Origin of the sequence: Streptomyces vinaceus (assembly GCF_008704935.1) — a bacterium.
GTDB classification, from domain to species: Bacteria; Actinomycetota; Actinomycetes; order Streptomycetales; family Streptomycetaceae; genus Streptomyces; species Streptomyces vinaceus.
The window spans coordinates 7410125-7436355 of sequence record NZ_CP023692.1 but is presented as its reverse complement, the minus strand read 5'-3'; the positions used below and the strand labels follow the sequence as shown (position 1 = coordinate 7436355).

The 26231-nt window shown below is 70.1% G+C and carries 26 protein-coding genes and 3 pseudogenes; 16 read left to right on the top strand and 13 right to left on the bottom strand.

Features of this window, described 5'->3' with window-relative positions; all coding sequences use genetic code 11:
- Positions 1 to 124: 124 nt before the first annotated feature.
- Positions 125 to 388 (top strand): annotated as a pseudogene (locus tag CP980_RS33595) (hypothetical protein); the annotation flags it as partial.
- Positions 389 to 952: 564 nt separating this feature from the next.
- Here the strand turns inward: CP980_RS33595 and CP980_RS33590 are convergent.
- A complete protein-coding gene (locus CP980_RS33590) occupies positions 953 to 1429 on the bottom strand; it encodes a cupin domain-containing protein (RefSeq protein WP_132760799.1) in 477 nt (158 codons plus the stop codon).
- Positions 1430 to 1820: 391 nt separating this feature from the next.
- The gene (locus CP980_RS33585; RefSeq protein WP_150529917.1) at positions 1821 to 2822 is read right to left on the bottom strand and encodes a helix-turn-helix domain-containing protein; all 1002 of its coding nucleotides are present in this window, start codon (positions 2820 to 2822) and stop codon (positions 1821 to 1823) included.
- Between the two features lie 71 nt (positions 2823 to 2893).
- Between CP980_RS33585 and CP980_RS33580 the strand changes: the two genes are divergently transcribed.
- Entirely contained in the window at positions 2894 to 3550 is a 657-nt protein-coding gene (locus CP980_RS33580; protein ID WP_150529916.1) for a DJ-1/PfpI family protein, read from the top strand.
- A 44-nt stretch (positions 3551 to 3594) separates the two neighbouring features.
- Here CP980_RS33580 and CP980_RS33575 read toward each other — a convergent pair whose 3' ends face one another.
- From CP980_RS33575 to CP980_RS33560, 4 genes are all read right to left on the bottom strand, one after another.
- On the bottom strand, positions 3595 to 4011 hold the full coding sequence (locus CP980_RS33575) for a hypothetical protein (RefSeq protein ID WP_150529915.1): 417 nt from the start codon (positions 4009 to 4011) through the stop codon (positions 3595 to 3597).
- 554 nt (positions 4012 to 4565) lie between these two features.
- Positions 4566 to 5441: a hypothetical protein gene (locus CP980_RS33570; protein WP_150529914.1), complete on the bottom strand. Its 876-nt coding sequence runs from the start codon at positions 5439 to 5441 to the stop codon at positions 4566 to 4568.
- 10 nt (positions 5442 to 5451) lie between these two features.
- Positions 5452 to 6015 carry a papain-like cysteine protease family protein gene (locus CP980_RS33565; protein ID WP_229907120.1) on the bottom strand — a complete coding sequence of 188 codons (564 nt, stop codon included), beginning with the start codon at positions 6013 to 6015 and terminating at the stop codon, positions 5452 to 5454.
- Positions 6016 to 6129: 114 nt separating this feature from the next.
- Complete coding sequence (locus tag CP980_RS33560) at positions 6130 to 6588, bottom strand: hypothetical protein (protein ID WP_229907119.1); 459 nt, start codon at positions 6586 to 6588, stop codon at positions 6130 to 6132.
- Between the two features lie 130 nt (positions 6589 to 6718).
- Here CP980_RS33560 and CP980_RS33555 point away from each other — a divergent pair.
- The 6 genes and pseudogenes from CP980_RS33555 to CP980_RS33530 all read left to right on the top strand — a co-directional run.
- A pseudogene (locus tag CP980_RS33555) lies at positions 6719 to 7127 on the top strand (IS5 family transposase); the annotation flags it as partial.
- A 151-nt stretch (positions 7128 to 7278) separates the two neighbouring features.
- Positions 7279 to 9333, top strand: a complete 2055-nt coding sequence (locus CP980_RS33550) for a hypothetical protein (RefSeq protein ID WP_150529913.1) — start codon at positions 7279 to 7281, stop codon at positions 9331 to 9333.
- 481 nt (positions 9334 to 9814) lie between these two features.
- The gene (locus tag CP980_RS33545; RefSeq protein WP_150529912.1) at positions 9815 to 10333 is read left to right on the top strand and encodes a MarR family winged helix-turn-helix transcriptional regulator; all 519 of its coding nucleotides are present in this window, start codon (positions 9815 to 9817) and stop codon (positions 10331 to 10333) included.
- Positions 10334 to 10562: 229 nt separating this feature from the next.
- The gene (locus CP980_RS33540) at positions 10563 to 10958 is read left to right on the top strand and encodes a hypothetical protein (protein ID WP_308439379.1); all 396 of its coding nucleotides are present in this window, start codon (positions 10563 to 10565) and stop codon (positions 10956 to 10958) included.
- 118 nt (positions 10959 to 11076) lie between these two features.
- Positions 11077 to 11943 (top strand): NmrA family NAD(P)-binding protein, encoded by an 867-nt coding sequence (locus tag CP980_RS33535; RefSeq protein ID WP_150529910.1) that lies wholly within the window; start codon positions 11077 to 11079, stop codon positions 11941 to 11943.
- 603 nt (positions 11944 to 12546) lie between these two features.
- Positions 12547 to 13215, top strand: a complete 669-nt coding sequence (locus tag CP980_RS33530; RefSeq protein WP_150529909.1) for a hypothetical protein — start codon at positions 12547 to 12549, stop codon at positions 13213 to 13215.
- Positions 13216 to 13255: 40 nt separating this feature from the next.
- Here the strand turns inward: CP980_RS33530 and CP980_RS33525 are convergent, their stop codons facing one another.
- A complete protein-coding gene (locus CP980_RS33525; protein WP_132760788.1) occupies positions 13256 to 13735 on the bottom strand; it encodes an ester cyclase in 480 nt (159 codons plus the stop codon).
- A gap of 108 nt (positions 13736 to 13843) precedes the next feature.
- Positions 13844 to 14476 carry a TetR/AcrR family transcriptional regulator gene (locus tag CP980_RS33520; protein ID WP_150529908.1) on the bottom strand — a complete coding sequence of 211 codons (633 nt, stop codon included), beginning with the start codon at positions 14474 to 14476 and terminating at the stop codon, positions 13844 to 13846.
- Between the two features lie 115 nt (positions 14477 to 14591).
- Here CP980_RS33520 and CP980_RS33515 point away from each other — a divergent pair, with 115 nt between their 5' ends.
- Positions 14592 to 15257 carry an NAD(P)H-binding protein gene (locus CP980_RS33515; RefSeq protein ID WP_132760786.1) on the top strand — a complete coding sequence of 222 codons (666 nt, stop codon included), beginning with the start codon at positions 14592 to 14594 and terminating at the stop codon, positions 15255 to 15257.
- Positions 15258 to 15284: 27 nt separating this feature from the next.
- Positions 15285 to 15752 carry a nuclear transport factor 2 family protein gene (locus CP980_RS33510; RefSeq protein WP_150529906.1) on the top strand — a complete coding sequence of 156 codons (468 nt, stop codon included), beginning with the start codon at positions 15285 to 15287 and terminating at the stop codon, positions 15750 to 15752.
- Between the two features lie 119 nt (positions 15753 to 15871).
- Here the strand turns inward: CP980_RS33510 and CP980_RS33505 are convergent, their stop codons facing one another.
- A complete protein-coding gene (locus CP980_RS33505; protein ID WP_150529905.1) occupies positions 15872 to 16777 on the bottom strand; it encodes a LysR family transcriptional regulator in 906 nt (301 codons plus the stop codon).
- Positions 16778 to 16847: 70 nt separating this feature from the next.
- Here CP980_RS33505 and CP980_RS33500 point away from each other — a divergent pair, with 70 nt between their 5' ends.
- The gene (locus tag CP980_RS33500) at positions 16848 to 17459 is read left to right on the top strand and encodes a short chain dehydrogenase (protein WP_150529904.1); all 612 of its coding nucleotides are present in this window, start codon (positions 16848 to 16850) and stop codon (positions 17457 to 17459) included.
- A 240-nt stretch (positions 17460 to 17699) separates the two neighbouring features.
- On the opposite strand, the gene CP980_RS33495 is transcribed toward CP980_RS33500, so the two are convergent.
- From CP980_RS33495 to CP980_RS33480, 4 genes and pseudogenes are all read right to left on the bottom strand, one after another.
- Positions 17700 to 17942, bottom strand: coding sequence for a hypothetical protein (locus tag CP980_RS33495; protein ID WP_150529903.1), 243 nt, complete (start codon positions 17940 to 17942; stop codon positions 17700 to 17702).
- 318 nt (positions 17943 to 18260) lie between these two features.
- Positions 18261 to 18674: a rodlin gene (locus CP980_RS33490; RefSeq protein WP_132760781.1), complete on the bottom strand. Its 414-nt coding sequence runs from the start codon at positions 18672 to 18674 to the stop codon at positions 18261 to 18263.
- A gap of 182 nt (positions 18675 to 18856) precedes the next feature.
- On the bottom strand, positions 18857 to 19216 hold the full coding sequence (locus tag CP980_RS33485; RefSeq protein ID WP_132760780.1) for a hypothetical protein: 360 nt from the start codon (positions 19214 to 19216) through the stop codon (positions 18857 to 18859).
- Between the two features lie 393 nt (positions 19217 to 19609).
- Positions 19610 to 19750: pseudogene (locus tag CP980_RS33480) on the bottom strand (dihydrofolate reductase family protein); the annotation flags it as partial.
- A gap of 189 nt (positions 19751 to 19939) precedes the next feature.
- Between CP980_RS33480 and CP980_RS33475 the strand changes: the two are divergent.
- The 5 genes from CP980_RS33475 (at position 19940) to CP980_RS33455 (ending at position 26166) form a co-directional block, all read left to right on the top strand.
- Positions 19940 to 20575 (top strand): VOC family protein, encoded by a 636-nt coding sequence (locus tag CP980_RS33475; protein WP_123510291.1) that lies wholly within the window; start codon positions 19940 to 19942, stop codon positions 20573 to 20575.
- A gap of 552 nt (positions 20576 to 21127) precedes the next feature.
- Positions 21128 to 21379 (top strand): antitoxin MazE7, encoded by a 252-nt coding sequence (locus tag CP980_RS33470; protein ID WP_099887758.1) that lies wholly within the window; start codon positions 21128 to 21130, stop codon positions 21377 to 21379.
- 4 nt (positions 21380 to 21383) lie between these two features.
- Positions 21384 to 21761, top strand: coding sequence for a toxin Doc (locus CP980_RS33465; protein ID WP_132760779.1), 378 nt, complete (start codon positions 21384 to 21386; stop codon positions 21759 to 21761).
- A complete protein-coding gene (locus CP980_RS33460) occupies positions 21694 to 22878 on the top strand; it encodes a DUF4344 domain-containing metallopeptidase (protein ID WP_308439376.1) in 1185 nt (394 codons plus the stop codon). Before CP980_RS33465 ends, CP980_RS33460 begins: the two co-directional genes overlap by 68 nt.
- 324 nt (positions 22879 to 23202) lie before the next feature.
- Positions 23203 to 26166, top strand: coding sequence for an AfsR/SARP family transcriptional regulator (locus tag CP980_RS33455; protein ID WP_229907118.1), 2964 nt, complete (start codon positions 23203 to 23205; stop codon positions 26164 to 26166).
- Positions 26167 to 26231: the final 65 nt, after the last annotated feature.

Sequence of the window (26231 nt, the reverse complement as noted above, 5' to 3'; positions counted from 1 at the left end):
GAGCCCACCACACGGAAGCCGACCGGTGAGGAACGGACCTTCCTCCGACCGGGGGCAGCGGTCGGGGTGCCACGGCGCCCCGACCCGCCGGTCTCGCGCCCACTCCGAAGGGAACCACGCCCACGTGAAGCACATCGAGACCCAGACACTGCCCTCACTCGGGTACGCCGAGGTACGGATCATCGCGCACACCCCCGAAGCCGCGCGAGCAGTCGCCGAGGCACTCCGCCACTGTTTCGCGGGCACGGAACAGCGCAGCTATCCCGGCCTCGACGGTGACACCCGCCTCCACCTCACCGTGGACACGGAGACACCCGCCGGCCCCGCCCGCTCCTGGCTGGCCACCAGCAGGACCCCCGTCGGCACCGCCGCCCACTCCGACGAGACCCGGATCTGGTCGCCGCCCGCGCCTGCCTCGGCGGGTCAAGGGCCGATCACCGACAGGGAGGCCGAGGAGGACGGGCCGGTCCAGATGCGGGCGAACTCCGCTGTCTGGTAGGCGAATTCCTGGCCCCTCGCGGCGCTGACCATGGGCTCGGTCTCGCCGATGGTCTAGCCGGTGGTCCTCGGTGGTGGGGCGGGCCCGGGTTGCGGTGTCGAAGGTGCGCTGGACGCCGCCGTCGAGGGCATCTCACCCTTCGCCGCACCCAGCCTGCTGTCGCCGTCCTACGCCATCATGACGAAGCCGCTGCCACCGGCCCGGCACGCGGGCGGCTCGCCCCGGTCCTGGAGGAGCTGCTGGCCAAGGGCCCGGGAAGCGTCCCACCGCCGCCGAGTTCGCCAAGCGGTTGGGTGCGGCCCCGGGCCTCCGCACCCAGCCCGACCAGCTCTCCGCCGAGCCGCGTCAGGTGGACTTCCTCTCGACCGTCACGGCGCCGCCGGCTCCGCGGCGGCGACACCGACATCGCCACGGACGCCGGCACCACGCGGTCGATCTCCCTCAACGTGCTTGTCAGGCGTGCTTGTCCGACGGCTGCTGGGCGGGCTGGACCGACCAGCTCGGCGGCTCGTCGTTGCCTGAGTCCTCGTCGCGCTCCGCGTCGGCGGCTGTCCCATGGATCTTGCCCGGCGCGTGGTGGACCGGCGCGTATACGGCGTAGAGCTGCAGGGGCTCCTCACCGATGTTGGTGACGTTGTGCCACGTGCCGGCGGGCACGAAGATCGCCCAGCCGTCCTCGACCTCCTGCTCGAAGTCGAGTCGGTCCTTCGTACGGCCCATTTGGACGCGGCCCCGGCCCGCGTCGAGTCGTAGGAACTGGTCGGTCTCCGGGTGCGCCTCCAACCCGATGTCCTCACCCACCGGAATCGACATCAGGGTCAGCTGAAGGTACTTCCCGGACCAGGCGACCGTGCGATAGTTCGTGTTCTGGAGCGTCGCCTCCTCAAGGTCGAAGCTTTGAGGTTCCGGCCCGATGTCCTTGATGGTCACATTTCTCTCCCGGTCTGCAAATTCGGTACGCGGTACCCGGTTGGGGGCCGTACGCCGGCCCACGTCAACATTCTCAGAGCGCTGGGCTCTTCCGGCCGCGAACACGCGATCCGCCACCGCGCAAAAGACCGCGACCTGTTGCCACGTTCCACCGGGCGTCCGGCACGCGCGCGATCCGGCCGCTGGGACATCAGCCCGGTCCGCCCTGGCGGGACCGGCGGCTGCCAGGGGCCGGCGGTGACCGGGCGGTTCGGTGACGACCCATGGACCCTTCGTCCCAGGGTGTCGTGGTCAACAGTGAGTCGCGTCCGCAGACAGGTCAGGGTGCGGGCGTACGGCCCGCAGGGCGGAGAGGCCGGCCCTGCGCAGCGCCGCCACGCCACCTCGCCCGTCAGGCCTCCGTGGTCACCGAGCGCCCGGATGCGGTCCGCTCCGGTGCCTGCCGGAACTGGCGCCGGTAGGCCGAGGGACTGACGCCCATCGTCCTGCGGAAGTGGTGTCGGAAGCCGGCGACCGTCAGGCCCACCCGCCCGGCGACCACCTCGACCGGTTGGTCCGCGGATGCCAGCAGCACGGTGCCGGCCCGGATCCGCTGCTGCGTGAGCCAGCGTCCGGGCGGCAGGCCGGTCGTGTCGACGAAGCGGCGTTCGAACTGCCGTACCGACAGGTGTGCGACGCCGGCGAGTTCGCCGACGGCAAGTGGCCGGTGCAGGTTGTCCAGCGCATGGCTCATGGCGCTGCCGATGGGGTCGTCCGCCGGGGCCTGGGCGACCACGGGATGCTCTGCGAACTGGGCCTGGCCGCCCTCGCGGTGCGCCGCCACGACCATGCGGCGCGCCACTTGGGCGGCGACGGCGGAGCCGTGGTCCTTGCGGACGAGGTGCAGGCAGGCGTCGATGCCCGCGGCGGTGCCGGCCGCCGTGATGACCGGGCCGTCGTCGATGTAGAGCACGGATGCGTCGACCGCGACCTGCGGATGGCGCGCCTGGAGCAGGCCTGCGTGCCGCCAGTGCGTGGTCGCCTGCCTGCCGTCCAGCAGACCCGCGGCGGCCAGGGCGAACGCCCCGCTGCAGATCGACACCACCCGCGCTCCTCGTGCGTACGCGGCGCGCAGCGCGTCCAGAACGGCGGGCGGAACGTCACGGCGTACGTCCGGCACTCCAGGGACGATGACGGTGTCGGCGAACCGGAGCCGGTCCAGGCCGTGGTGCACCACGATGTCGAAGCCGCCCACGACCCGGTGCGGTCCGGGCGTCTCGGCGCACAGCTCGAACCGGTACCAGCTGTCCACGTCCAGCTCCGGCCTCGGGACGGCGAAGACCTCGGTGACCGTGGCGAGCTCGAACGGCGCCATCCCGTCGAAGGCGAGGCAGGCGACCCGGTGATGACCCATGGCGGGATCCTAGCGGTGGTCGCCGTTCACGACACTGTCCCCCGAGCCCCGTCCACCCGGAGCCTGGTGCCATGAACCCTGACACCCTCGCCCCGCTCACTTTCGGCATCCTCGTCTTCGACGAAGTCGAAGTCCTCGACTTGGGAGGCCCCTTCGAGGTCTTCAGCACGGCAGGCCGACTGGCCCGTACCCCCGCCGACGAGCCCCTGCTGCGCGTCGTGACGATCGCGGCGGCCGCCCGGCCGGTCCGCGCGCGTGGCGGACTGAAGGTCGTGCCCGACCACACCCTCGACGAGGACCCGCCCTTCGACGTCCTGGTGATCCCCGGCGGGGTCACCACGGCCGTCGAGGAGGACGCGCAGGTCATCGACTGGCTGGCCCGGCGCCACGAGACCTCCGCGCTGACCTTCAGCATCTGCACCGGCGCCTTCCTGCTGGCCGCCACCGGCGCTCTGAACGGCCGTCCGGCCACGACCCACTGGGAGGATCAGGACGAACTGGCCAGCCGCTGGCCGGACGTCCGGGTACGCAGCGACGTGCGGTGGGTCGACGACGGTGACATCGTCACGTCCGCGGGCATCAGCGCGGGCATCGACGCCAGCCTCCACATCGTCGGGCGCCTCCACGGTGTCGAACTCGCCGACCGCACCGCCCGCCAGATGGAATACGGATGGAACTCCGAAGTCTCGCCCGGAGGCCTGCGCTTCCGCGGCGACGTCGCCCCGTGAGTGCGCGGGCGGCCGAGGAACGGCAGGCTTCGTACGGCGGGCCGTCAGCGGGTGCGGCGGGGGCCGCCGCGGGGCGGGCGGCGGCGGGAGACGGCCTCGGGAGCGGCCTCGGGTGACGAGAAGCCGCCGGCCACCGCCGCACGTGCCGGAGCCGACGAGGCGGTCAGGGGCGATGCTGGGGCCGATACCGCGGCGGAACGCGGCGGCGCCGACTGCTCGGCGCGGCCGAGGACGGCGGTGTGGGAGATCAGGGGCGCGCAAGCCTGACAGATCTCGGCGAGCGTCCAGACCTGCCCGACGGCCGGGTTGTGGATGAGGACGAGCAGGGGGGCGCCGGTGCACGAGGCCCTGGTGTCCTCGTGGAATCCGCATTCGGCGGCCCGGCAGGCACACGCCGCGTTGGGGCGGACGCTGGCGAGGCGGGCGTGCGCGCGGCAATGCTCGGCGGCGAACCGCCTCATGGCCGCCGTGTCCTTGGACCGGGGCGGCATGCGGCACGCTTCAGTGGTGCACGTGACGGAGACGGTGTGGTCACTGTGGCCGGTCAGACGGACCGTCCACGTCCGCCCCGGGACACGGGATCCGGGAATCGTGGTCAAAGCAGGGTTGTCCGTTCACATCCGTGCGGCGGTGTGCCAACTGTTCGACAGTCTCGCGTGTGGCGACAGTGAATCGTCACGCGGTCCCGGCGTCGGCACGGGCCCCGTAGTGGTGGCACGGTCACGCGGAGAACCGCAGCTCAGACGAGGATACCGGCCGAGCGCATGAGGCCTTTGTCGCACGCCGTTCGGTCTGTGTCAATGGCAGGCTGCCCCATACGAGCCCTCGGGCGGCATGCTGCTGCGGCAGTGTCCTGGGCGGCACGCCCGGGCCGCCAAGCCGGGAGCACAGGCTCGATCAACGCCCACCGGGCATCGGACACGTCACCGCCGAACGGGAGCCGAGAACTCCCCGCGGTCCCCCACTCCGTCCCGGCCGGCCGCCGGGACGGAGTGGGGGTGCGTACGGGTGGGGCTCAGCAGGTTCCTGCGACGCGCCGGCGCCGCCGGAGCACGGCGGCCCCTCCCACGAGGGCGAGTGCCGCGCTGGAACCGCCGGCCAGGAGCAGAGCGGAGGACGAGGTGTCGGCCGCCTTGTGCTGGGGACTGTAGCCACTGGAGTAGCCGTTGGTGTCGTACTCCGAGCCCGGCAGCTTGTCGGCGTAGCGGGCCTTCACCAGCTTCTGGTAGTCGCTGAGCGACACCGACGCCAGGCCGCCAAGGCCTTGCCGGGCCTCGTCGTTGAGGGGTTCGACGGTGGTGAGCTTGAGCTGGTACCAGCCGCGGATCTGCGGTTCGGTGAAGACCAGCGTGCCGAGGGTGGCTTTGCCGGCGTATGTGGCGTCCGTGTCGCCGTCCCGGATGCCCGCCAGGTGCCAGCCACCTCCCTGAGTGGGGGCGAGCATGACCGTCGCGTTGCGGCCGTTGACGGTGGTGCTGAGCGAGGAGACCAGCTGTGTCAGCTTGACCGCCTCGGTGGGCAGCGGCTTGGCGGTCCCTGCGACGAACCCGGGGGTGATCTCGTTCCGCGCCAGGGGGTCCTTGATCGTGAAGACCGGGAGGTCCTGGCACGGTTCGGCCGTTTCGGGGATCGTCTGCACCGGCCCGCCGGCACCACCGGTGGGCACCGGAGTGCGCAGGAAACGGCAGACTGCGTTGCGTACGCCGGTGGACTTCACCGCGTCGAGGGCGGCTTGGTAGTCGGGGATGTCCGCCGGGAGAGGGTCCTTGGCCGGGGCAGCATGGCCCGGACCGACGGCAGACAGGAGTGCGGACGCGCTCAGTGCGATGACGATGGACAGGCGGGAGAAGCGAGAGCCCGTCCGCTTGCCGGACATTTCGGTGTCGCGCATGTCGCCTGCCTTAGCGGGAGATACCGATGCGGGAGTGGGTCCACTTCGACGAGCTGTTGCTGACGTAGTCGCTGTAGTTCCACCACGTGTACGTGGTGGTGTCCGGCCACGGGTCGGCCACGGCGATCGTGCTGTTGGACGTGTCGAAGCCGTACACCACGTTCATGTGGCCGCCACCGGACGCCCACCCGATGCGTGCACCGATCGGCCGGGCCGCCTTGACGTCGGTGTACACCTGGTTGAACGTGGCCGCGCTGTTCAGGCCCGAGCCGGTGTGGGCCATGCCGAGGCTGCCCCAGCCCCTGGCCATGTCGTCGAGCGTGGCGGGCTGGTTGTTGCAGCCGTAGTAGGGCTGGGCCCGGTTGCAGAAGTCCGTCTGCGTGGAACCTAAGCCCTGGAACTTGGCGATGGTCAGCCCGGAGGCGACCCAGCACCACTGGGTCTTCTCCTGCTTCAGCATGGTGATGGTGTCCTGGCCCGCTTCCGCGTGAGCCGTGCCGGCCGCGGCCGCGAGCGATCCCAAGGCGGCCAGCACGATGGCCGACGCCACGGTTCCGTACCTGAATTTGCCCATGTTCCTGCCTTCCCCCTGATGGGTGCGACGAGATGAGCGGAACGATCTGATGCGAATATGACAGCGCTGAATTCCGAGGGCATAGGGCCTCTCCATCAATTCAACCCATACTGATTAATTGTCATGTAATCGTGCCGATAACGGCTGTTTCATTTGGGGCGCGCGCTGTCCCGTGATGCGCGGATGCGAAGCCGGGCGCCGCCAACCCGGCTCAAGGGGCGGCCCGTGCTCCCTCCCAGCTGAGGGCCATGCCGTATCCGGGTCGGTGCCGATGGCACCGGCCGAGCGAAGTGCACACCCGAGGTCTCCGATGAGGATGCGGGGGTGTCGCCGCCACCACCACAGGTCGGGGCCGGGCAGCCTGTGGAACTGGTTGTGGTCGTCCAGCAGGATCCACGCCTCGTGCAGCCAGTTTCGGCAGGAGAGCTCCTTGGTGTACTCGTAAATGTCGTCGCCGTAGCCGTGCTCGACGACGCTCACCAGGGCGGCCCACGCGCTCACCCTGTCGGCCACCGTGAACGCCGTCCGCCAGCCGCGCTGGTGCAACAGCTCTCCCACCTCGGATTCAGGCACCGCTTCTTATGGCGTGATTGTTCGTTGAACCGTGCATGACGGATCTGGTTGAGCGGCTGGCGCCGGACGAGTTGTGGGTGCTGTTCCGGCGGGTGGTGCCGCCGACGGAGGTCATACGTCCACAGGGTGGCGGCACTTGATCGCCGACCGGAACGGACTTCCGCTCTCGCTGGGCATCTCCGGCGCCAACATGCATGACAGCCTCGGTCTTGAACCGCTCGTACGGGGCATCCCGCCGATCCGGTCCCGACGAGGAGCTCGCAGAACGGCGTCCCGGCAAGCTCCACGGAGACAAGGGCTACGACTACGACCCCCTGCGCCGCTGGCTCCGCAAGCGCGGCATCCGCCACCGCATCGCCCGCCGGGGCATCGAGTCCTCACAACGGCTCGGCCGCCACAGATGGGTCGTCGAAAGGACCGTGTCCTGGCTCGCCGGCTGCCGACGGCTCCACCGGCGATACGAGCGCAAGGCCGACCACTTCCTCGCCTTCGTCGGCATAGCCGCAGCCCCCATCTGCCACCGCCGCCTCACCAAATGAAGCGACGTCTAAACGGCAAGTTGATCGGTATTTGCCGCATCTTCTTGCCCAGCTTCGGGGCGTCACCAGACTGGGCCTGATGCTGCGTGGCATGTTGGGGCCTGTGAGGCAGGAAGCTGGGAACGGTAGCGCGGTCGAACACCACGATGACGTGGACACCTTCACCTTCGACGTGGGCGTTGTCTTCGTGCATGGCATCGGTTCGCAGGCCCGAGGAGCGACTCTACTGAGTTGGGCGGAACCGCTGTTTGAGGTGCTTTCTCAGGTAGGGCCGCGCTATGGCTTCAGCACGCGGGTGGGGAACGTAGATGAACTTGTCGGCGACGCACCAGAAATCACTCTAGAGATCGCTCAAACGGGAAGCCGGCCGACCACGTGGCTGCTGTCCGAGGCACGATGGGCTGAGGCCTTCCATCCGTCGCGGGCCTCCGATGTGCTGCTCTGGGCCGTCCGGTTCTCCTGGCGTGCTGCTAGGCGGGGACTGGCCGCGCTAGTCCATCAGTTCTGGTTCTCCGCCACAAAACGCTTGTGGCCGCGGATTCTTGGGATGATCCCCGCCTGGGATGCTGGTTGCGCCGGGTCAGTGGTCGCCCTGGGAGCGTGGATTCAGCTGCTGCTCTACGGGTATGTTTGCCTATTCGTCATGATCGTGCCTTACCTGGTGCTTTTCTGCGTGTTGTTCCTCTTGGCGCCGCTGATGCTTTGCGCTGCCGTGGTGGGAATCTTGGCGCTTATCGTGGCGCAACGGATTCCTGTTCTCGGTAAAAAAGTCTCTCCGTTGGTCGCGGACCTGGTGACGTCCGTGGGCGATGCCCAGGCCTACCGTGACAGGGAGATTCAGGCAGCAGCAATGCGCCAGGTCCTTCTCAACCGTGTCGCCGACGCGTCCCGGCGTTCGAGGAGCGTGGTTGTCGTTGCTCATTCACAAGGTGCCGCGATCGCTTGCCGCACGTTCCTGGCGAGGGACGCCCCCTGGCCGACGTACTTGGTGACAGTTGGCGCAGCTACCAGTCTGCTCAATGAGGAGAATTCCGTAGGACGGTGGCAGTCATTGGGCTGTCCTCCGTGGATCAACATCTGGTCGGCGCGCGACCTTGTCCCGGCTGGCCCGATGGGTGACAGCCCGAAGGCAGTACACAGCCGCTGGCTGGAGACGCTTTGGCATTACACCGTCGGTGGTTTCGTCATGCGTTCGCCAGACGGGCAGCTTGAACTGGCCTGGAGAGAGGGCGAAGGCCCGGACTGCTGGTCGGGCAGCGAGGCCCTCGTGAGGCAGGCACGCAACTCCCGAGGGCGGCGCACACAACCGTGGTGGGGCACCCCCACCACGGAAGCCGTCGGAACGTCGGAGCCGGTCACCGAGTGGCTTAATCGGGCGGAGGCCGAAAACATCGCGGAAGCCGTGCTCCGACAGGCTGGCAGCGACCGTGTGGAGCCGGAGGACACTCCTATTCCCCGTGTCTTCAACGAGCCCGGACCGGAGGAGTGGCCCGTCAGCAACCGCTGGTCCATCGTCTCGGACCACACAACCTATTCAACCAATCTGACACAGGTCCAGTACCCGCTGGCGCATCTCCTACTGTCCTTGCCTGAAGCCGCAGGGGAAAACGACGGAAAGCCCGGCGGTCCGTCCACTCCATTCCTGCCCTCACGGGACTGGCAGATGGAGGCAACGCACGTAAAGCGCGTTCAGGCGTTGGCCATGTCCCGCGTGATCGCAGCGGTGTGCGCCGCAGCGGTCGTCGACTGGCTCCTCAGTCGCAATCCCGAGCATTCGTTGTCCGGTATCGGCTCCTGGGCGATGGCCGACTACGGTACAGGGGTTTGGATTTTGGATCGACTAGGTGGGGGGCTAAGATCTTTGGTTTTGCTGGCGGCAGTAGCTCTCGCAACATTCGCTGCCTTTTCTGGCTTCTTGAGGTTCCCTTGGCAAGAATGGCATCGTCGGGAGAGTCTGCGGACATGCGCTGAACGACCAAGTGACTGGAGCGTGCGTCTATGCATCAGCGGACATCTGTTCGTGGCGCTTTGCATCTCCGGCTTGATTTTTTCGTCCGTGTACTGGGGCAGAGGAATGCATGTCTCGTTCGCTGACTGGCGTGATCCGCGCCTCCTGCTGATCTTCACTTACATTGCATGGGTGGCGCTTTGGCCGTTTTTCGGCATGTGCGCCAGGGCCGTATCCGCACGCCCTGGCCGTCGCTGAGGGGTGGTTGTTGGTGTGTGGGATGGTGGATGGGCTGGGGCGCTGCAAGTCCGCTCGAGGTCGGCCGCCACCCTGTGGACGTATGACCTCCGTCGGCGGCACCCGCCGGAACAGCACCCACAACTTCGTCCGGCGCCAGCCGCTCAACCAAATCCGTCATGGACGGTTCAATGAATGATCACGCCGTAAGAAACGACGTCTCAGTAGCCATGGGCGTGAGGCTCTCATACCGAACCGGTCCGTGCAGCAGCGTGATCAAAGGGGAACGCTGTCGCAACGGCGATCCCTCTCAACCGTCGTACGGCGCCGAGGCGGTGGTTGCTGATTGGGTGGTACGGGAGCGGAGCGGGAACGGGCCGCTGCGCCGTCCGGCCGGTGGGCAGGCCGAAAACGCCCTCGGAGTCGCGGGCGAGGATCTGACGCCGGGGGCGGAGATCTCGGCTCCTTGACAACCCAAGTGATTAGCCGCCATATTACTTGCATGACGAGGGACGGCATCGACGGCGAGGCACCCACGCTGGACCAGGCCAGGCGGCAGGTCGAGCACTACGGCCTGGACGTCGACCCACAGGCCGTACTGGTCGCCGTGCGGCTGATCTCGGCGGGTGCGAGGGTCGGCCGGGCGGCCGAGGCCCACTTCGCCAGGTTCGGCCTGTCGACCGGGCGTTACCGTCTGCTCGCCGACCTCGAAGACCACGGCGGCGAGAAATCCCCCTCGCGCCTCGCGGCCGACCTTCATGTCACCAGGGCCACGGTCACCGGCCTGCTGGACGGCCTCGAACGCGACGGCTTGATCGCCCGCCGCCCGTCCACGGAGGACGGCCGGGGCACGGTGGCCGTTCTGACCGCGCGCGGTGCGCAGCGCCTGCACGACATGGCGTCCGAGCATTTCGGGCGACTTGAGGCGATGGTGGGCGGGCTCTCCATCGAGGAGCGCGCGGTGTTCCTGGATCTGCTCGCCCGCGTCGTGCGCGGCAGTGCGGCCTTGGCCGCTGACTGACCCGGCTCTCAGCCGGCTTTGGCCCCACCCTTCGGGTAGGGCCCTTTTTACGACGCACTAGTTAGCCACCTAATTATGTTGACGGGGTACGCCCTGCCGCTTCCGCCGCCCCCCCCTTCACTTCCCTCACACGCACGAGAAAGAGGCCAGCATGCCCGCAACAAAAGACAGAACCAGCCGGAACCGGGCAGACTCCCGGCCGTCCCGTCCGTTCGCCTTGTGGCGCGAGGTGCTGACCGCCTACGCCGCCCCCGCGCTGATGGCCGGTACCGCCGGAGTGGTCACCGGGCAGCAGGACCTGGCCGTGGCCGCCTGTACCTCCATCGCCGGCACTTCCGCCGTGGTGGCGTTCCTGGTCGGCACCTGGCTACGACACGGAGGGCAGCCCCGACGGTGGACCACCACCACGCCGCGCGTCGCCCTGACCGCCGTACTCGTCATCACCGCAGCCGGCGCGGCGGCCCTTCTGGGATGGTTCACCGCCCAATGGCTGCCCGCCCACAGCCCGATTCCCGCCACCCCGTGGCTGGAGCGCCTGCGCATCGACCTGCCCGTGTCCGCAGCCCTCGCCACCACCATCGTCACCCTGCGCTGGCGCAGCACCACCACGGCATCGCCGGCGTAGCCCTTCCAGGCACCGGGCCCACCCGCCCCCCCCCACGGGCCCAAGCCCGAGGCCAAGTCCGACCACAGCCACCTCGGCAGCACCCGCCGCCGGGAAGTCACCAAGGAATGAGCACACGATGATCGTTGTCATGGGATCGACCGGAGCGACGGGGAACGCCCTGCTCCACAGCCTGCTCACACTCGGTACACCCGTCCGCGCACTGACCCGCACCCCGCACAAGCCGATCCCCGGCATAACCGGCCCGCACCGACCGCCCGTCGAGGTTCAGTACGCCGACGCCACCGACCACCACTCCCTGCGCACCGCCTTCAAGGGCGCCGGCCAGCTCTTCCTCGCCATGGCCAACAGCCCCGCACAGGTGGCACTCGAAACCCGCGTCATCGACATCGCCGCCCACACCGGCATCGGACACATAGTCAAGATCTCCGCGCCGGCCGCCGAACCCGACTCCCCGGTCGCCATCTCCCGCGGACACCACGCCGTCGAGGAACACCTGCGCGCCAGCGGCCTCACCCACACCATCCTGCGCCCCCACGCGTTCATGCAGAACCTCCTGCGCCTGGCGCCCGCTGTCGCCCGGGGCATCATCCTCGGCACGACGGGCGACGCGCCTTTCAACTACATCGACTGCCGCGACATCGGCGACGTCGCCGCCGCCGCCCTCACCAGCCCCGGCATCGCCGGCGGCACCTACACACTGACAGGACACGAGGCCGTCTCCTACCCCGAACTCGCCTCCCGTCTGGCTATCCTGACTGGCAATCCGATCCGGTACGTCCGCCTCACCCGGGACGAACTGCGCGACAACCTCATCCACAACGCCCACATGCCCACCTGGCTCGCCGACCACGTGACGGAGATCCAGCAACTCGCCATCGCCCGACCCGAAACCCCCAACACCACCGTGGCCGACATCCTCGGCCGCCCGCCCCGCACCCTCGACGCCTTCCTGCACGAACAGCACACCCACTTCCTCCGATAGAAGGCCGCTTCAGGCCTGGTCACGAAAAATGTGAACCGCCCCACTGCACAAGGCGGATGATCAGTCATCGGCTCGGCTCGGTGCGGTGGGCGTAGCGGGTGCAGCAGCCGCCGGGCCGGGCACACGTGGAACCGGTAGGCCCGCACGACAGCCGGTTGGATGCCGGTCAGTTGGCCACGAAGGCGATTGACGGCCCGGGGGCCGTCGCAGACAAGATCGGGGCGGCGGCCCGTGAGCAGACGGTGCTCGGTGATCGCTTCGTCGCCTGGCCTGGCCGACTGCAGATCGCGGCGCAAGCAGCGACGTAGACCGCGAGATCGCCGCCCTGCGGGCCGCCCGAGCCGAACTCCGCAGCATGGACGTCGCGCCAGACGTATCGGCCGCCTGAGCGTCGGAAACGGAGTCAGTACCGGACCTTCCTCCCTCCGCAGCCTCGGACGAGGCCTCGCCGCAGTCACCGCAGGCCTGATACTGCGCGAGGTGTCACCTGCCCGACCACGTACCGGCGATCACTCACGGGTGGTGGCCGGCCCCCCGTGCGGCCGCTCCATCAAGACCACGAGAATGGGGCCCGGTGACACGTTCCGGGAGCAAGGGGCAGACGTGGATCGGACTTCGAAGGCGCGTGGCGAACTGGACCGGCTGGGCCGGTCTCTGCGCGTGCAACTGATCGCGCTTATCACCGATTTGACCGTTCGCGTCCACCTCCGCCGGCTGTCGCTCGACGAGCCGAAGGTTGCCGACCCGCGCGAGCCGCTGCGCTACCACTATTCGACGAGCTACCAAGGCAATCGTCCGGCGACGGCCACCGCCGCCGAGACGGCCTCCCGTGCGACCGCCCTTCTCCGCGCTGCGGGTTGGGACGTCACGGTGTCACAGGAGGATGACGACGGGATTCTCTGGACGGTGATCGTCGCGCGCCGGGATGGCAGCGACATTCGCATCCTGACGAGCGAGGACACACACGCCGTGTCGTTCCGCGGACAGACGCCAGTGGTAGCACTATGCCCACAGCGTCCGGCGCAGGAGCCGGAGCCGGTGCGGACACCGGAGACCGTCGTCCCTGGTTACGTCCTCTGCTACGAGTGCGAAGGCTCCGGCTGGTGTCCCGGATGCGCCGGCCGCGGGTGGGTGCTCGCCCCGCCACAGCGGAAAAGCCGGTGCGCGGAGTGCCACACGAGGAAGATCTGCCCTATCTGCCGGGGCCAGGGGCAGCTGAGCGCCTCCCAATTGTCGCCGTACCAGCGCGGCTACTACCCGGGACTGGAGTGAACACCGCAGCAGCCAAGAGCCCTTCCGCGACAGCGGCGGGTCAGCGCGCGGTGGTCGTGGTGGTCGTTGCGGCGACGGCGCCCGCGAAGTCGGGGTGGACGCCGAGCTGGGCGAGCATGACGCTGACCCCGACGTAGCAGTTGAACTCCTTGATCTTGCCGTCCTTGAGGTACCAGAAGTCCGCGGTGGGGATGGACAGCTTGGCGCCGTTGGGCGGGATGACACCGGCGGGCGTCGGGAACGGCCCTCCGAAGGTGCCCTCGATCGTCAGCTCCACAGTGACGAGGTCGTCCGTGACGTGGAACCGGTGCAGCTCACGGTGGACGTCGGGCAGCAGCTGCCCCATCACCGTGACCATGTCGCCGAGGTGCTCGCCGCGGTAGACCTCACCTGCGACGACGTTGTTGAACACGCCGTCCTCGGTGAACAGGTTCTTGAAGCCTTCGACGTCCAGAACCGAGCCTTCGGCTGCGTGGTACGCCGCCCGGACGACTGCCTCTGCCTCTGCACTGGTGGTCATCACGACTCCCTTAAAGAAAGCGAATGCTTGATTAACATCGTGTCCAGCGTTCGGCATCTTGTCAAGCGCTTGTTTCACTTGTGGCGGCGGAGGCAGCGTTCGGCCAGGTCAGGCCGGGTTTCGGTACCCGCGGAACGCTCCGGCCACAACGGGAAGCACGAGTCGCTCGACCTCGGCGGCAGGCTTGGCGGCCAGCTCGGCATTGATCGGCGACAGCGCGAGCCAGTTCAGCATGCCGGCCGCGCACCGGGCACGGAACGCCAGCTCCTCCTCGCCGACGTCGGGCAGTTGCGCGGCCAGCGCCCGCGCCGCGTCGTGGCGGATCCGCTCGAACTTCCCCGCCAGCCGACCCCACCCCTGCGGCGGTTCGATGCCGACGCGGGCCACCGTTCGCATGACGGCCAGCTCCCGGCCTCCCGCCGCCAGGGCGCGCAACATGGGCCGGGCGAACGCCTCGGCCAGCTCCGAAAGCGTCGGAGCCGACCCGAGGGAGTCGAGCGCGTCGATCTGCGCGTCGAGGTACCGCTCCAGCGCCTGCTCGATGACCGTCTCGCACAGCCCCTTCAGCGAGCCGAAGTGGTAGCTGACCGCAGCGACGTTGGCCCCCGCCCGATCGGTGATCTCGCGGAGCGTCACCCCCTCTTGGCCGCGCTCGGCCAGGAGCTCCAACGCCGCCTCCAGGAGGGTGTCACGCCTGCGCTGACCTGCCTCGCGGCGCAGATCCGGCTTTTCCTCTACCATGGGAAAAGTGAAGCATCCGCTTGACTTTATTGTCAAAGCTTCACTGCCTTTACGCCGAAGTGACGGCCGCCGTCGGCGCCGCCCCCGTACGGACAGCGCAAGGAGAGACAACGCGGTGAAGGTAATTCTGTTCGGGGCGTCCGGCATGGTCGGCCAAGGGGTGCTGCGCGCCTGCCTGGAGGACCCCGGGGTGACCGAGGTCCTCGCCGTGGTCCGCCGTCCTTACGACCGCACCCACCCCAAGCTCCGCGAAGTCATCCACTCCGACTTCACCGACCTCACCCCGATCGCCGGTGAACTGGCCGGAGCCGACGCGTGCTTCTACTGCCTGGGCGTCTCAGCGGCCGGGCGAGACGCCACCGAGTACGAGACCATCACCTACACCTACACACTGGAGGCGGCCCGCGTGGTCGCCTCCGGCAACCCCACGCTGACGTTCGTCTACGTCTCCGGAGAGGGCACCGACAGTACCGAGGCGGGCCGCTCGGCCTGGGCCCGGGTGAAGGGCCGCACGGAGAACGCCCTCCTGGCCATGGACATGCACGCCTACGCCTTCAGGCCGGGATGGATCCAGCCCGTCCACGGCGAGACCTCCGGCACCCGCTGGTACCGCGTGATGTATCGCCTCGCTTCCTGGCTGTACCCGGTCATCCGCCGTGTGGTCCCGCGCTACGTCACCAGCACCGAGCAGATGGGCCGTGCCATGCTCGCCGCCACCCGCCTGAACGGCGCCGCACCCCGCATCCTGCACACCGCCGACATCAACCGGCTCGCCGCCTGACCGGGACGGGGAGGGAGGAACGGCATCATGAGTACCCACGCGCCACTCACTCCGGCGGATGCCGCAGACCGGCTCGCCCTGCGCGAACTGGTCGACGCCTACGCGCACTGCGCCGACCGACGCGACGCCAAGAGGCAGATGGCACTGTTCACCCAGGACACCCGCTTCGTGGTGTACATGGACGCCCGCGACCCGAACCCCACACAGGAGCTGCACGGGCGCGCATCGCTGGCACCGGTGTTCGACGCGCTCAACGCGTACGCCGCCACCACCCACTTCAACGGCCAGAGCACCGTCACCCTGGACGGCGACCAGGCGACCGGCGTCACGTACTGCCTCGCCCACCACGTCACCGAGGCCGAGGACGGCTCCCGGACGCTGATGATCGCCTCGATCCGCTACCTCGACACCATGGTCAAACACGAGGGCGCCTGGCTTTTCGCCGAACGCCTCCTGATGGTCGACTGGACCGACACCCGCCCCTCCCACCCCTGACATCCGCGCCCCGCGCCCGATCACGGCAGTCGCCTGCGGCTGGGCGACTGAGCATCCGGGGCCAACACCCCTGGCGGCCCCGCACTGCACGCGGTGGGATCCGTCCCGGCACGACCGGTTCAGGCTCTGGCATCCTTCCGGCTGAGAACGGGGTGCGCCGTCCCCGTGGCGGGAAGCGCCTCGCGGACATGGTCGCGGAATGCCGCGGTGGCCGGGTGGCCGGGGACGGCGGGCGCCAGGAAGTGGACCGTGACGGGCCCGGCGTCGGTGAGCGGGAGGTAGCGCACCGCGGGATGCGGGTGGCTGTGGCGGGTGGCCTCGGCTGTGATGCCGACGGCCTCGCCGGTGGCGATGGAGGTGAGCCACTCGTCCACGTTGGAGACGACCCGAGTGGCTGCCGGTCCGCTGCCGGCCGGCCACAAGGCGCTGCTGGTGGTCGCGGCCGTCGCGCACAGCACGACGGTGCGGCCGGTCAGGTCGCCGAGGGTGACGTCGGGGCGGGCCGCCAGGGGGTCGTCCCGGCTCACGGCGGCGACGCGGGGTTCGCTGTAGAGCGGCAGGACGGTCAGGTCCGGTGCCGCCCTTTCGGGCAGCGCGCGCAGGAACACGGCGTCGACGGACCCGCGGAGAAGGGCGGTGTAGGGGTCCGTCAGGTGGTGGACATCGACCGGAGTGCGGGGGTGCTCCTGGCGCCAGCCGCGCAGGAGGTCGACGGTGTGTTCGCCGAGGGCTGCCCAGGCGAAGCCGATGCGCAGGGGCCGGGTGGCGCCGGCCGCCTCGGCGAGGGCGTCGTCCAGCTCACCGAGGATGCGGTGGGCGCGTTCCTTCAGGCGCTCGCCCTCGGTGGTGAAGGCGAGGCGGCGCGTCGTCCGTTCCACGAGACGGGTGCCGACGCGGCGCTCCAGCTGGTCCAGCGTCCGCGACAGGGCGGGCTGGCTGATCCCCAGGACCGCCGCGGCGCCGGTGATGGACCCCTCGTCGCCGATGGCGGCCAGCGCCCGCAGGTGCCTGAGCTCGACATTCATAACCGGAAAGCATAGCTCCTGCATGGAAGGCATTTCCCTGACCGCGGGGAGGATGCCTAGCATCGAGCGCATGCGAATCCTCCTGATCGGCGCCGGCGGCCTCCTCGGCTCGGCCGTGCACCAGGCACTCACCGACCGCGGCCACAAGCTCGTCACCGCCGGACGTTCCAGCGGCGACCTGCGGTACGACATCACGGACCCGGCGCAGATCGCCGCCCTGTACGAAGCCGCCGGGCGGGACGGCCAGCTGGACGCGGTGGCGAGCGCCGCCGGTTCGGTCCCGTACCGGCCGGTGGCCGAGATGACCCCGCAGGACTGGACCGCCGCCTTCCAGGGCAAGGTACTCAGCCAGGTCGAGCTGGTCCGCCAGGGCCTTGACCAGCTGTCGCCGCGCGGCTCGTTCACGCTGATCACCGGGGTGCTCGCGCGCAGCCCCATCGTGACGGGCGCTGCGGCCTCGCTGGCGAACGGCGCGGTAGAGGCCTTCGTACGGGCCGCTGCGATCGAAATCGCACCGCAGCGGATCAACGCGGTCAGCCCGACAGTGTTCACCGAAGCCCTGGACGTGTACGGGGACTTCTTCCCCGGCTTCGCCCCGGTGGGCCTCGCTGAGGTGGCACAGGCGTACGTGCGCTCCATCGAGGGCGCGGAGACCGGGCGGGTCTTCGAGCTCGGGTCGTAACCCGCAGCCGGCTCACACCGGTCCACCGCGGCCGAACCCGCACCGCGTTCCACCCTGCGCCCGGCTCCCGCCCCGCTCCTGCGAGGCGTTGCCCCCACGACGGGGCCGGCGGCCCGGCGGCGGATACGGCCGCCCCGGCGCCCGGACGAGGCCGTGCGGCGCGATCCGCTCGAAGACCGGGCACTCCCCCACGCCGCCCTCCCCCTCGCCGGCGGCGCCGATCGCGTACGGCAGCCGCAGCTACCGGTCCCGGTCCGCGTCCGGCGGTGTTTCCTCCCCCAGCGGCGGTTCCTCGGCCCACGACAAGTGCTGGGCGCCCGTACGCCAGGCACCGGCCAGTACCGCCGCCCCGGCCGCCACTCCCAACACCGTGCCCGTGGTCCCGTACCCGGCCCAGTCCGCCCACCAGCCGGCCACACCGAGCAGCGTCCCCGCCAGGACGCTGCACCCAACACGGCGGCGCCTGCGCGCCATTACCCCCACCAGCGCTGCTCCCTCCGTAGGGGACACATGGACACTTCGTTCCGACACGCCGCACGTCCTGCAGGGCCCGGCCCCGGCCGCCGGCAGACACATCCTGTCGGCGGTGCGCGGGTACCGCGGGCTCCGCGGGCGGGGGGGCACGCTGGGGCAGTCAGGGGCGCCGGGAGGGGTGGTCAGGGCGCACAGGACCTGGCCGACCATGCGGCCCGCGAGGTCCGGGGGCGGGCCTGCTTCCAGGCGGAATTGTGTGGGAGAAGCCGGGGCCCCGTGGGCTCTCGTGCAGGCCGTGGGGGCCCCGGCTCGCAAAAGGGGTGTGCCTCAGCTGCCGGCGGAGAGGTTGCCGGACAGGACCGGGATGTTGTCCAGGATGTGGGAGAGCGACTCGTCGCCCTTGGCCTGGGTGGAGTTCTCGGTGCACTGCTGGTTCATCGGGTTGGACAGGACGTTGATGTCCTGGACACCGACGTTGGCGATGACGGCCAGCAGCGACTGGGCGTTCACCTTGGCCGGCAGGCCGATGCAGGGCTTGTTGAGGGTGCCCTGGACCAGGCTGAGCTGCGGGCTCTGCGCGCCTTCGGTCTTCTGGTTGCCGTAGATCTGCTGGGCACCGTTCCCGTTGACGGTGTTGATCCCGTTGTCGTTGCCGATGGCCATGGCCGGGGCCGCAACAGCAGCGCCCGCACCGACGGCGGCGGCGGTGACCGCGGCAGCAGTCATGATCTTCTTGAACATCATTGGTCCCTTTGCTTATACGAGCGCACGATGGTGAACAGCTTGATCAACGACGGGACCCCGGGCAGGTTCTGCTGCTTCACCCGATCACCCCCACCCGCCGCGCGAGCGAGGGAAGGCAGCGACCGACGCGCACAGCGGCGCACTCGCCGAGATCCCGCCAGCCTTCCCCGCTTCGCCGTCTACCTGGCCTGCGGGGCGTCGAAGCGCACCGAGCGGACTTCCAGGGTGTCCTTGGCCGGCTGACCGTGTGCCTTCAGCCGCCACTCGGGGCCCTGGCAGTTCGCACCGAGGTAGACGGTCACGGCGGTATCGGTGGCGTTGTGCGGGCCGTAGCCCGGCTGCACCTTGTCGTCGCCGACGGCGTGGAGGTTGATGCACTTGCCGCTGTGCGGGTCGTGGAGGATGGTCTGGCGCTCCACGCCGAAGCCGTCGACGTACTTGTAGGTGAAGTCGCCCTGGGCGGCCTGGGCCGAGCCGGCCATCGACAGGACCAGAGCGAGCGCGCCGAGACCGGCACCCAGCGTGGTACGGACGTTCATGACAGGGATATCCCTTCCGGAGATCATCACGGATGATGCGGGCCCGACCCTAGAAGCAGGGCCCGGCGGCGAATCGATCCGCCGAACCCCGACCCGCCCGCGCGCCCCGCCACCACCACCCGATCGGACCGGTTGAGGGTGCCGGGGCGAGCCGCCCCGGCACCGTCAACCGCCCACCGGTCAGCCCGCGTCCAGCGCGGGACCGAATCCACCGCGGACCCGGCCGGTTGCCGCCCGGATTCCGCACCCGACGGCTCCGCGTTCGCCCCTGGTGCGCTCCTGACAGATGACTCCACGCATGGAAACGCGGCGCGCACCGCCGACCGGAGGCGATCCGCACGGTCGAAATGCCGGGAGTCCGCAGCTGCCAGGCAGAAACGCCCCCGCCCGGCACCCGAAGTAGCGCTTGCCGGAACCGAACACGACGGGTACGACGTCCATGCGCACCTCGTCGATCAGGCCCGCGGCAAGTAGCCGGCCACCGACGTCGCCGGCGGCGACCTCGACGATGCGGTCACCCGCAAGCTCCTGCGCGGGACGTCACCGTTGGACAGCAGTCGGCAGCGGCCGCAGTCAAGCCGGCGCCGCTGGCTGGCCTGGGTTGGTGCTCCCCGCCGGGATGGCGATGATCAATCCGCTCCACAGCTGAATCCACGGCGGACGCGGCCGGGTCGGCGGGCGTGGCGCCGGGATTTGTGCGGGATGTCGGGTGATGATGGCGTTGTGCGACTTGATCACGTGTCCTATGCGGTGGCCCGCGACAGCTTCGTCTCGACCGTCCAGTGGATCGGATCGGCCCTCGGCGCCGGCTTCGTCGACGGGGGTGTGCACCCGCGATTCGGCACCCGCAATTTCATTCTTCCGCTGGGCGGCGGCACCTACGTCGAGGTCGTCACCACGCTCGACCACCCCGCCGCCGACCGCGCACCCTTCGGCCAGGCGGTCGCGCGCCGCGCCGCCGAGGGCGGCGGCTGGCTGGGTTGGGTGGTCTCCGTCGACGACATCGCCCCGGTCGAGGCCCGCCTCGGCCGCACCTCGGCCGAGGGCCACCGTGTCCGCCCCGACGGGTTCGACCTGAGGTGGAAGCAGATCGGCCTCCTGGAACTGCTGGAGGACCCGCAACTGCCCTACTTCCTGCAATGGTTGGTTCCCACCGAGGAGCGCCCGAGCGCCGACCCGCGCACCTCCACCACCATCCACGGGGTCTCCATCGCCGGCGACGCCGCCTCCATCGCCGAATTCCTCGGCGAACCGGCCGATCACCCCCTCGACCAGATCGACGTCACCTGGGTCGAGGATGAGGAACCGGGCCTGGTCTCGGTCGAGTTCGCCACCGCCCACGGCCCGGTCACGATCTGACCGGGGCCCTAGTGCTCCGCTGATGCGATGTGGGCCGGATCGAGCCCCTGATGTCGGCCGATCCGGTCCGTGGACGGCGGTGGGCCGATCACTCTCCGTGTCGACGATCAAGATGCCTTTGATGGTCCGGCAGGGGGCTTCCCCGACTTCTTGTGCCGGGTATGGCACCAGATCGGCGTGCCGTCCCTACGGCGGCAGCGACGGGTCCGTCGTCCGCTGGGCGATTTTCTCGGACATGACGCACGCCAGCACGCCTCGGACCAGCCGGTGGCACGCGCGACGCCAGGCTTCAGGTGTCGCGGCCCTTGGCCGCCCGCGCCCCCCAGGGTGGGGTCCTCTGCCTGCGGGCGGGCCTGGACACGAACGTGGACTCCGCCCCTCGCCGACCACGACTACAGGCGGCCCAACGGCAGCCTCGGCTTCAGCAGGCGTGGACCCATTCCGCCCTACCGGCGATTCCCCACCAGGGAAGTGGATGGATAAACGCACAGGTCAAAGGGCAGATTCCCCGAAAGGTATCCCAGCCGGTATACCGGCGGGCATACTCGACTCATGGCTGACAGCACCGTGAAGATCGACGACACCACCAGGAACCGCCTCAAGGCCCTGGCCGCCGCCGCAGGCATGTCCATGAAGGACTACCTCGCACGGGTCGCCGAGGAGAAGGAGCACGAGCAGCAGCTCGACACCGCCACGGCTGCCTTCCGGCGCGTCATCGGCGCCCCCGGCATCCTGGACCGGTTCGACGCCGACTTCGGCGGGATGCCGCCGGCCACCGCCCACGACACCCCGCGGGCGGCCTGACCCGGTGGAACTGCTCGTCGACTACCGATGGCTCCTGGACCGCCAGGAGGACATCCTCCGCTCCGACCTCACCGTGAACGACCTCTCCGTACTCGTCGGCATGGCCGCCCGCCATCGAGTCAACACCCCCCGCCTGGACGAGGCCGACCCGGACGCCTTCTGGCGCGCCGCGGTGTTCCTGGAAGAGTGCGTGCTCCTGCGCCCTCTCCCCGCCCGCAACGAGGCGTACGGGTACGGCGTCGCCATCGCCTACCTGGAGGCCTCCGGGAAGCGCGTCGACACCTCGTACGAGATGTGGCGCGACCTGATCAACGATGTCCGGGCCCTGCGCCAGGATTCCTACGGGATCGCCGCGCGCCTCCGTTCCTGGCAGATCGACTGACCCGCGCCTGCGACGGGCGGGATCCTGCGCGCCGGTGCCTCCCCCGAACGGGCGGCTCGGCGGGCACCCGCCTCCCGCCGGCCGGAGGATCAGTGGGGGGACACGCGACGGGAGCCGACCAAGGATGCCGAACACCGCCGGTTGCTCGAAGAGGGCGCGCATCGCGCTGTCAGGCGTGTTGGCCCTCGGCGGGGTCCTGCTGACCGGGTGCGGCGGCGACGCCCGCGACGCCGGGCAGGGGCCAGGCGCAGGGCCTCGCCCCCAGGCAGCTCGCTCCGGCAAGGTAACGGTCGTCTACGAGGCCCGGACGGTCAAACCGGAGGACCGAGAGGTCGTGGCCTTGATCCGGGGCTCCCGTGTGCTGGAACGGACGGCCGACTGGGTGAACAGAGCGCTCGTCCTCCCGCACGACATGACCGTCAAGGTCACCGCGGCCGTACCGCCCGGCGTCACCGACGCCGTCACCCAGCCCGACGGCAGGACGATCTTCGTCCCGCCCTCGTTCCTGACCGACATCGAGAAGGCCCTCGCCGACGTGGTGAAGACCGTCGAACGGCCCGCCCCGATCCCCGCGTCCGAGTACAACACCGACGATCTGACCGTCCTGTCGACCGAGTTCATCTTCGGACACGAGATGGGCCACGCGTTGCAACGTCAGCTCCTCCTGGCCAACCTCGGCCTCGAAGAGGACGCGGCCGACGGTTTCGCGTCCTTCTACACCGTGAACGAGGTGGGCCCTGGCCCGTCGCTGGCCGCCACGGTCCTCTTCGACGAAATCGCCCGGAAGGAAGGCCACCCGACGCTGGAAGGCTTCGCGAGCGACCACCCCGTCACCCAGCAGCGCGCCTTCAACTTCCTGTGCTACCTGGAGGGCAGCGACCCGAAGAAGTACCAGCGGTCCCTGGTCGACAGCGGATACCTCCCCAAGACCCGCGCCCCCTTGTGCCCGCAGGCGTGGGCCATGCTGGACTACGGCTGGTGGACCCAGCTCCAGCCCCATTTCAGCGCGGCGTTCAGGGCGCAGGGTGGAGCGGAGCAGAAGACGGCTCACGCGCGGCTGATCGCCGAGACGGAGGCGCTGGCGAAGCGCATCGACGAGATCCGCGGCGGCCACTGAGCCTGCCGGGCCCCGATCGTGAGGCCCTGAAGACGGTTGGGCCCGCCACTCGTTGGACCAGCGGCCGGACGGGCATGCTCCGGCGGGATCCGCGTCACGACCGGCCGGGGCCTCGACGCGGTCCGGCCGGTCCGCGAGCGGTTCGGCACGCTCGTGGAGGGCCCGATCACCGAGATCGCGGCCGCCTGAACTGCGACGACATCATTGTCGTCATCACCTCACGGCCTGAGAAGTGGATCCTCGACGCTGCGAATCGCGTCTTCCAGAGAACCACAGGCGTCATCCGCCTGTGTTGGTACAAGCTCTTGCAAGGAGAACCACCAAGTGGCCGGAGCATTCCGATTCGAGATACTCGGCGCGGTGCGCGCCTACCGGGGGGACGTCGAGCTGCGGGTGGGGCCGCCACAGCAGCAGGCGTTACTGTCACTCCTGCTGCTGCGGGGGAACCAACCCGTATCCATGGCGCAGATCGTCGGGGCGTTGTGGGGGGACGAGCCGCCGGCCCGCGCGGTGACCACCGTCCGCACGTACGTGTGGCGGCTGCGGAAGCTGCTGGAGCCGGGGGAAGACGCGCCGACCGCCCTGGAGCTGGCCGGTGACGGCTACCGGCTGACGGTGCCCGACGGGGCGCTGGACCTCTGCCGGGCGGAAGGGCTGGCGGCCGCGGCCGCGCGCGCCACCTCCGACGGCCGGACCGAGGAGGGCGCCCGGCTGCTGGCGCAGGGGTTGGAGCTGTGGCAGGCGGAGCCGCTGGCCGGGGTGCCCGGGCCGTTCGCGGAGCGGCAGCGGGTCCGCCTGGAGGAGTTGCGGCTGACCTTGTGCGAGGAGCACTTCGAGCTCGCCCTGGCGCTGGGCCGGCACCGCGCGGCCATTCCGGATCTGGTCGAACTGACCGAGGCGCACCCGCTGCGCGAGCGTCCCTACGGCCTGCTGATGCGGGCGCTGCACAAGGCGGGGCGGCAGGCCGATGCCCTGGCGGTGTTCGGGCGGGTCCGGGACCTGCTGATCGAGGAACAGGGCATCGAGCCCGGGCCGGAGCTGGCCGAGGTGCACCGTCGGATCCTCGTCGGCGATCTCGTACAGGCCGGGACGGGGCCGGTGCCGTCGGCCCCGGCGTCAGCGCCGGAGGCGTCACCGGAGCCGGGCGCGGTGGGGGCCGGGACCGAAGGCGTGGTGCCCGCCCAGCTGCCGTACGACGCGCCGGACTTCGTGGGACGGCGCGATCAGGTCGACGTCTGGCACGCGCTGCTGACCGAGCCGGTGCGCCGGACGCCGGTCGTGCTGGCCGCCGCGGGAATGGGGGGTGTCGGCAAGACCTGCCTCGCCCTGTACGTCGCCCACCGGGCGCGCTCCCACTACCCGGACGGCCAGCTCCATGCCGATCTGCGGGGCAACGGGCCAGACCCGGCGGAACCGGGTTTCGTCCTGGCCGGGTTCCTGGCTGCCCTGGGGGTGCCGGAGGACCAGGTGCCGGACGGCGTCGAGGACCGGGGCAGGCTCTTCCGGTCGCTGATCGACGGGCGGCGGCTGCTGATCGTCCTGGACAACGCCCGGGATGCCGCCCAGGTCCGCGAGCTCATCCCCGGGTCACCGAGTTGCGCGGTCGTCATCACGAGCAGGTCGCCCATGTTCGACCTGTCGTTGACGTCCCAGCTGCTGCTGGAGCCGTTCCGCACCGACGAGGCAATGGAGCTGATCGGGGCGCTCATCGGCCGGGAGCGGCTGGCCGCGCAGCGGGAGGAGGCGCTGCGGCTGGTCGAGGCCTGCGGCCATCTGCCCCTCGCGGTGCGGATCGTGGCCGCCCGGCTGTCGGCCCGCCCGTCGTGGCCGGTGGCGACGCTGACCGCGCGCCTGGCGGACGAGCAGCGGCGCATCGCCGAGCTGCGGATCGGCACGCTGGCCATCGACGCCGTCTTCGAACTGGGCTACCAGCAGCTCACCGACGCCCAGGCGAGGGCGTTCCGGTTGGTCTCCCTGGCCGGTGCGGCGTGCGTCGGGGTGCCGACGGCCGCCGCGGCGCTGGGCGTCGACGAATCGACGGCCGAGGACCTGCTGGAGTCGCTGACCGATGCCGCGATGGTGGAGTCGGTCAAGCCCGGCCGCTACGGTTTCCACGACCTGGTGCGGGTCTTCGCCCGGCAGCGTGCCGAGTCGCACGACCCCGCGGAGGCGGCGGAGGCCTTCGGCAGACTGCTGGACTTCCTGCTGGCCACGGCCGCCAGTGCCTTCCCGCACGCGATCCCCGGCGACGCGGTGGCGAACGCGTTCGGTCCGCTGCGCTCGGTCGGGCTGGAGTTCGGCGACGTGCACGCAGCCCGGGCCTGGGTGGTGACCGAGATCGACGGCCTGATGGCCGCCGCGCTGAGCACCGTCACCCTGCGGCTGCCGGACCCGGCCGGGGACCGGCTCGCCGGCGCGGTCGACCTGCTGCTCGCGGTCAGCCCGTTCACCCCCGCCGTCTGGTACGAGCGGATGGCGCCGGTGGCGCTGGCGCTGACCGAGGCCGCGGAGCTGAGCGGCTGCCGGCGGACCATCGGGCGGTCGCGGATGCTGTGCAGCGGCATCGCCCTGCGCGCGGACAGGATCGAGGAGGCGGGGCGGCACGCCGAGCTGTCCGTGGCGGCGGCCCGTGCCGCGGGCGACGTCTACACGCTCCGCCAGGCCCTCAACGACCTGGGGCTGGTCGCCCAGTTCCTGCGTCGGTTCGAGGAGGCGGCGGCCTGCTACGACGAGGCGATCGCCCTGGCGCACACCCTGGGCCACCGGTCCGGTGCGGCCGTGACGAGCGTCAACGCGGCGCTGGCCCGGGTGCGCAGCGGGTCGCCCGCGGATGCGGTTCCCGCTTGTGAGTCCGCGCTGTCGGTCATGGACGAGTTGGAGGACCAGGTCGGGGCGGCGTACGCCTTGTACGTGCTCGGGTTGGCGTTGCACGGGGTGGGCCGCTTCGAGGAGGCCGCAGTGCGCTACGGCGAGGCTCTGGCGGTGTGCCGGGCGGCCGGGCTGCGGGAGCGGGAGGCGCAGGTGCTGTACCGGCTGGCGGAGACGCTGCGGCGGACCGGGCGGGTGCCGGAAGCGGTGGAGCACGCGGCCGCGGCGGTCGAGCGCTGCGAGGAGGCGTGCTCGGAGCGCGACCGCGCGCAGGCTTGGGTGGCGATGGGGCGGGCGCTCGCGGACCTGGGTGAGACGTACCGGGCCAGGGAGCAGCTGAAGCAGGCCCACGGCGTGTTCACACGGCTCGGGCTGCCCGACGCGGCCGATGTGTCGGAGCTGCTGGCCACCTTGGCCTGACCGGGGTTCCCGTTACGGGGGACGGGAACCCCGGGTGCGCAACAGCCGCCCGGCGCGGGGTGACC

Coding starts and splice junctions, on each gene's coding strand:
- CP980_RS33585 (WP_150529917.1), bottom strand. CDS start 2,822: ATGGGTCATCACCGGGTCGCCTGCCTCGCCTTCGACGGGATGGCGCCG.
- CP980_RS33580 (WP_150529916.1), top strand. CDS start 2,894: ATGAACCCTGACACCCTCGCCCCGCTCACTTTCGGCATCCTCGTCTTC.
- CP980_RS33575 (WP_150529915.1), bottom strand. CDS start 4,011: ATGAGGCGGTTCGCCGCCGAGCATTGCCGCGCGCACGCCCGCCTCGCC.
- CP980_RS33570 (WP_150529914.1), bottom strand. CDS start 5,441: ATGCGCGACACCGAAATGTCCGGCAAGCGGACGGGCTCTCGCTTCTCC.
- CP980_RS33565 (WP_229907120.1), bottom strand. CDS start 6,015: ATGGGCAAATTCAGGTACGGAACCGTGGCGTCGGCCATCGTGCTGGCC.
- CP980_RS33545 (WP_150529912.1), top strand. CDS start 9,815: ATGACGAGGGACGGCATCGACGGCGAGGCACCCACGCTGGACCAGGCC.
- CP980_RS33535 (WP_150529910.1), top strand. CDS start 11,077: ATGATCGTTGTCATGGGATCGACCGGAGCGACGGGGAACGCCCTGCTC.
- CP980_RS33525 (WP_132760788.1), bottom strand. CDS start 13,735: ATGACCACCAGTGCAGAGGCAGAGGCAGTCGTCCGGGCGGCGTACCAC.
- CP980_RS33520 (WP_150529908.1), bottom strand. CDS start 14,476: ATGGTAGAGGAAAAGCCGGATCTGCGCCGCGAGGCAGGTCAGCGCAGG.
- CP980_RS33510 (WP_150529906.1), top strand. CDS start 15,285: ATGAGTACCCACGCGCCACTCACTCCGGCGGATGCCGCAGACCGGCTC.
- CP980_RS33505 (WP_150529905.1), bottom strand. CDS start 16,777: ATGAATGTCGAGCTCAGGCACCTGCGGGCGCTGGCCGCCATCGGCGAC.
- CP980_RS33500 (WP_150529904.1), top strand. CDS start 16,848: ATGCGAATCCTCCTGATCGGCGCCGGCGGCCTCCTCGGCTCGGCCGTG.
- CP980_RS33490 (WP_132760781.1), bottom strand. CDS start 18,674: ATGTTCAAGAAGATCATGACTGCTGCCGCGGTCACCGCCGCCGCCGTC.
- CP980_RS33485 (WP_132760780.1), bottom strand. CDS start 19,216: ATGAACGTCCGTACCACGCTGGGTGCCGGTCTCGGCGCGCTCGCTCTG.
- CP980_RS33470 (WP_099887758.1), top strand. CDS start 21,128: ATGGCTGACAGCACCGTGAAGATCGACGACACCACCAGGAACCGCCTC.
- CP980_RS33460 (WP_308439376.1), top strand. CDS start 21,694: ATGTCCGGGCCCTGCGCCAGGATTCCTACGGGATCGCCGCGCGCCTCC.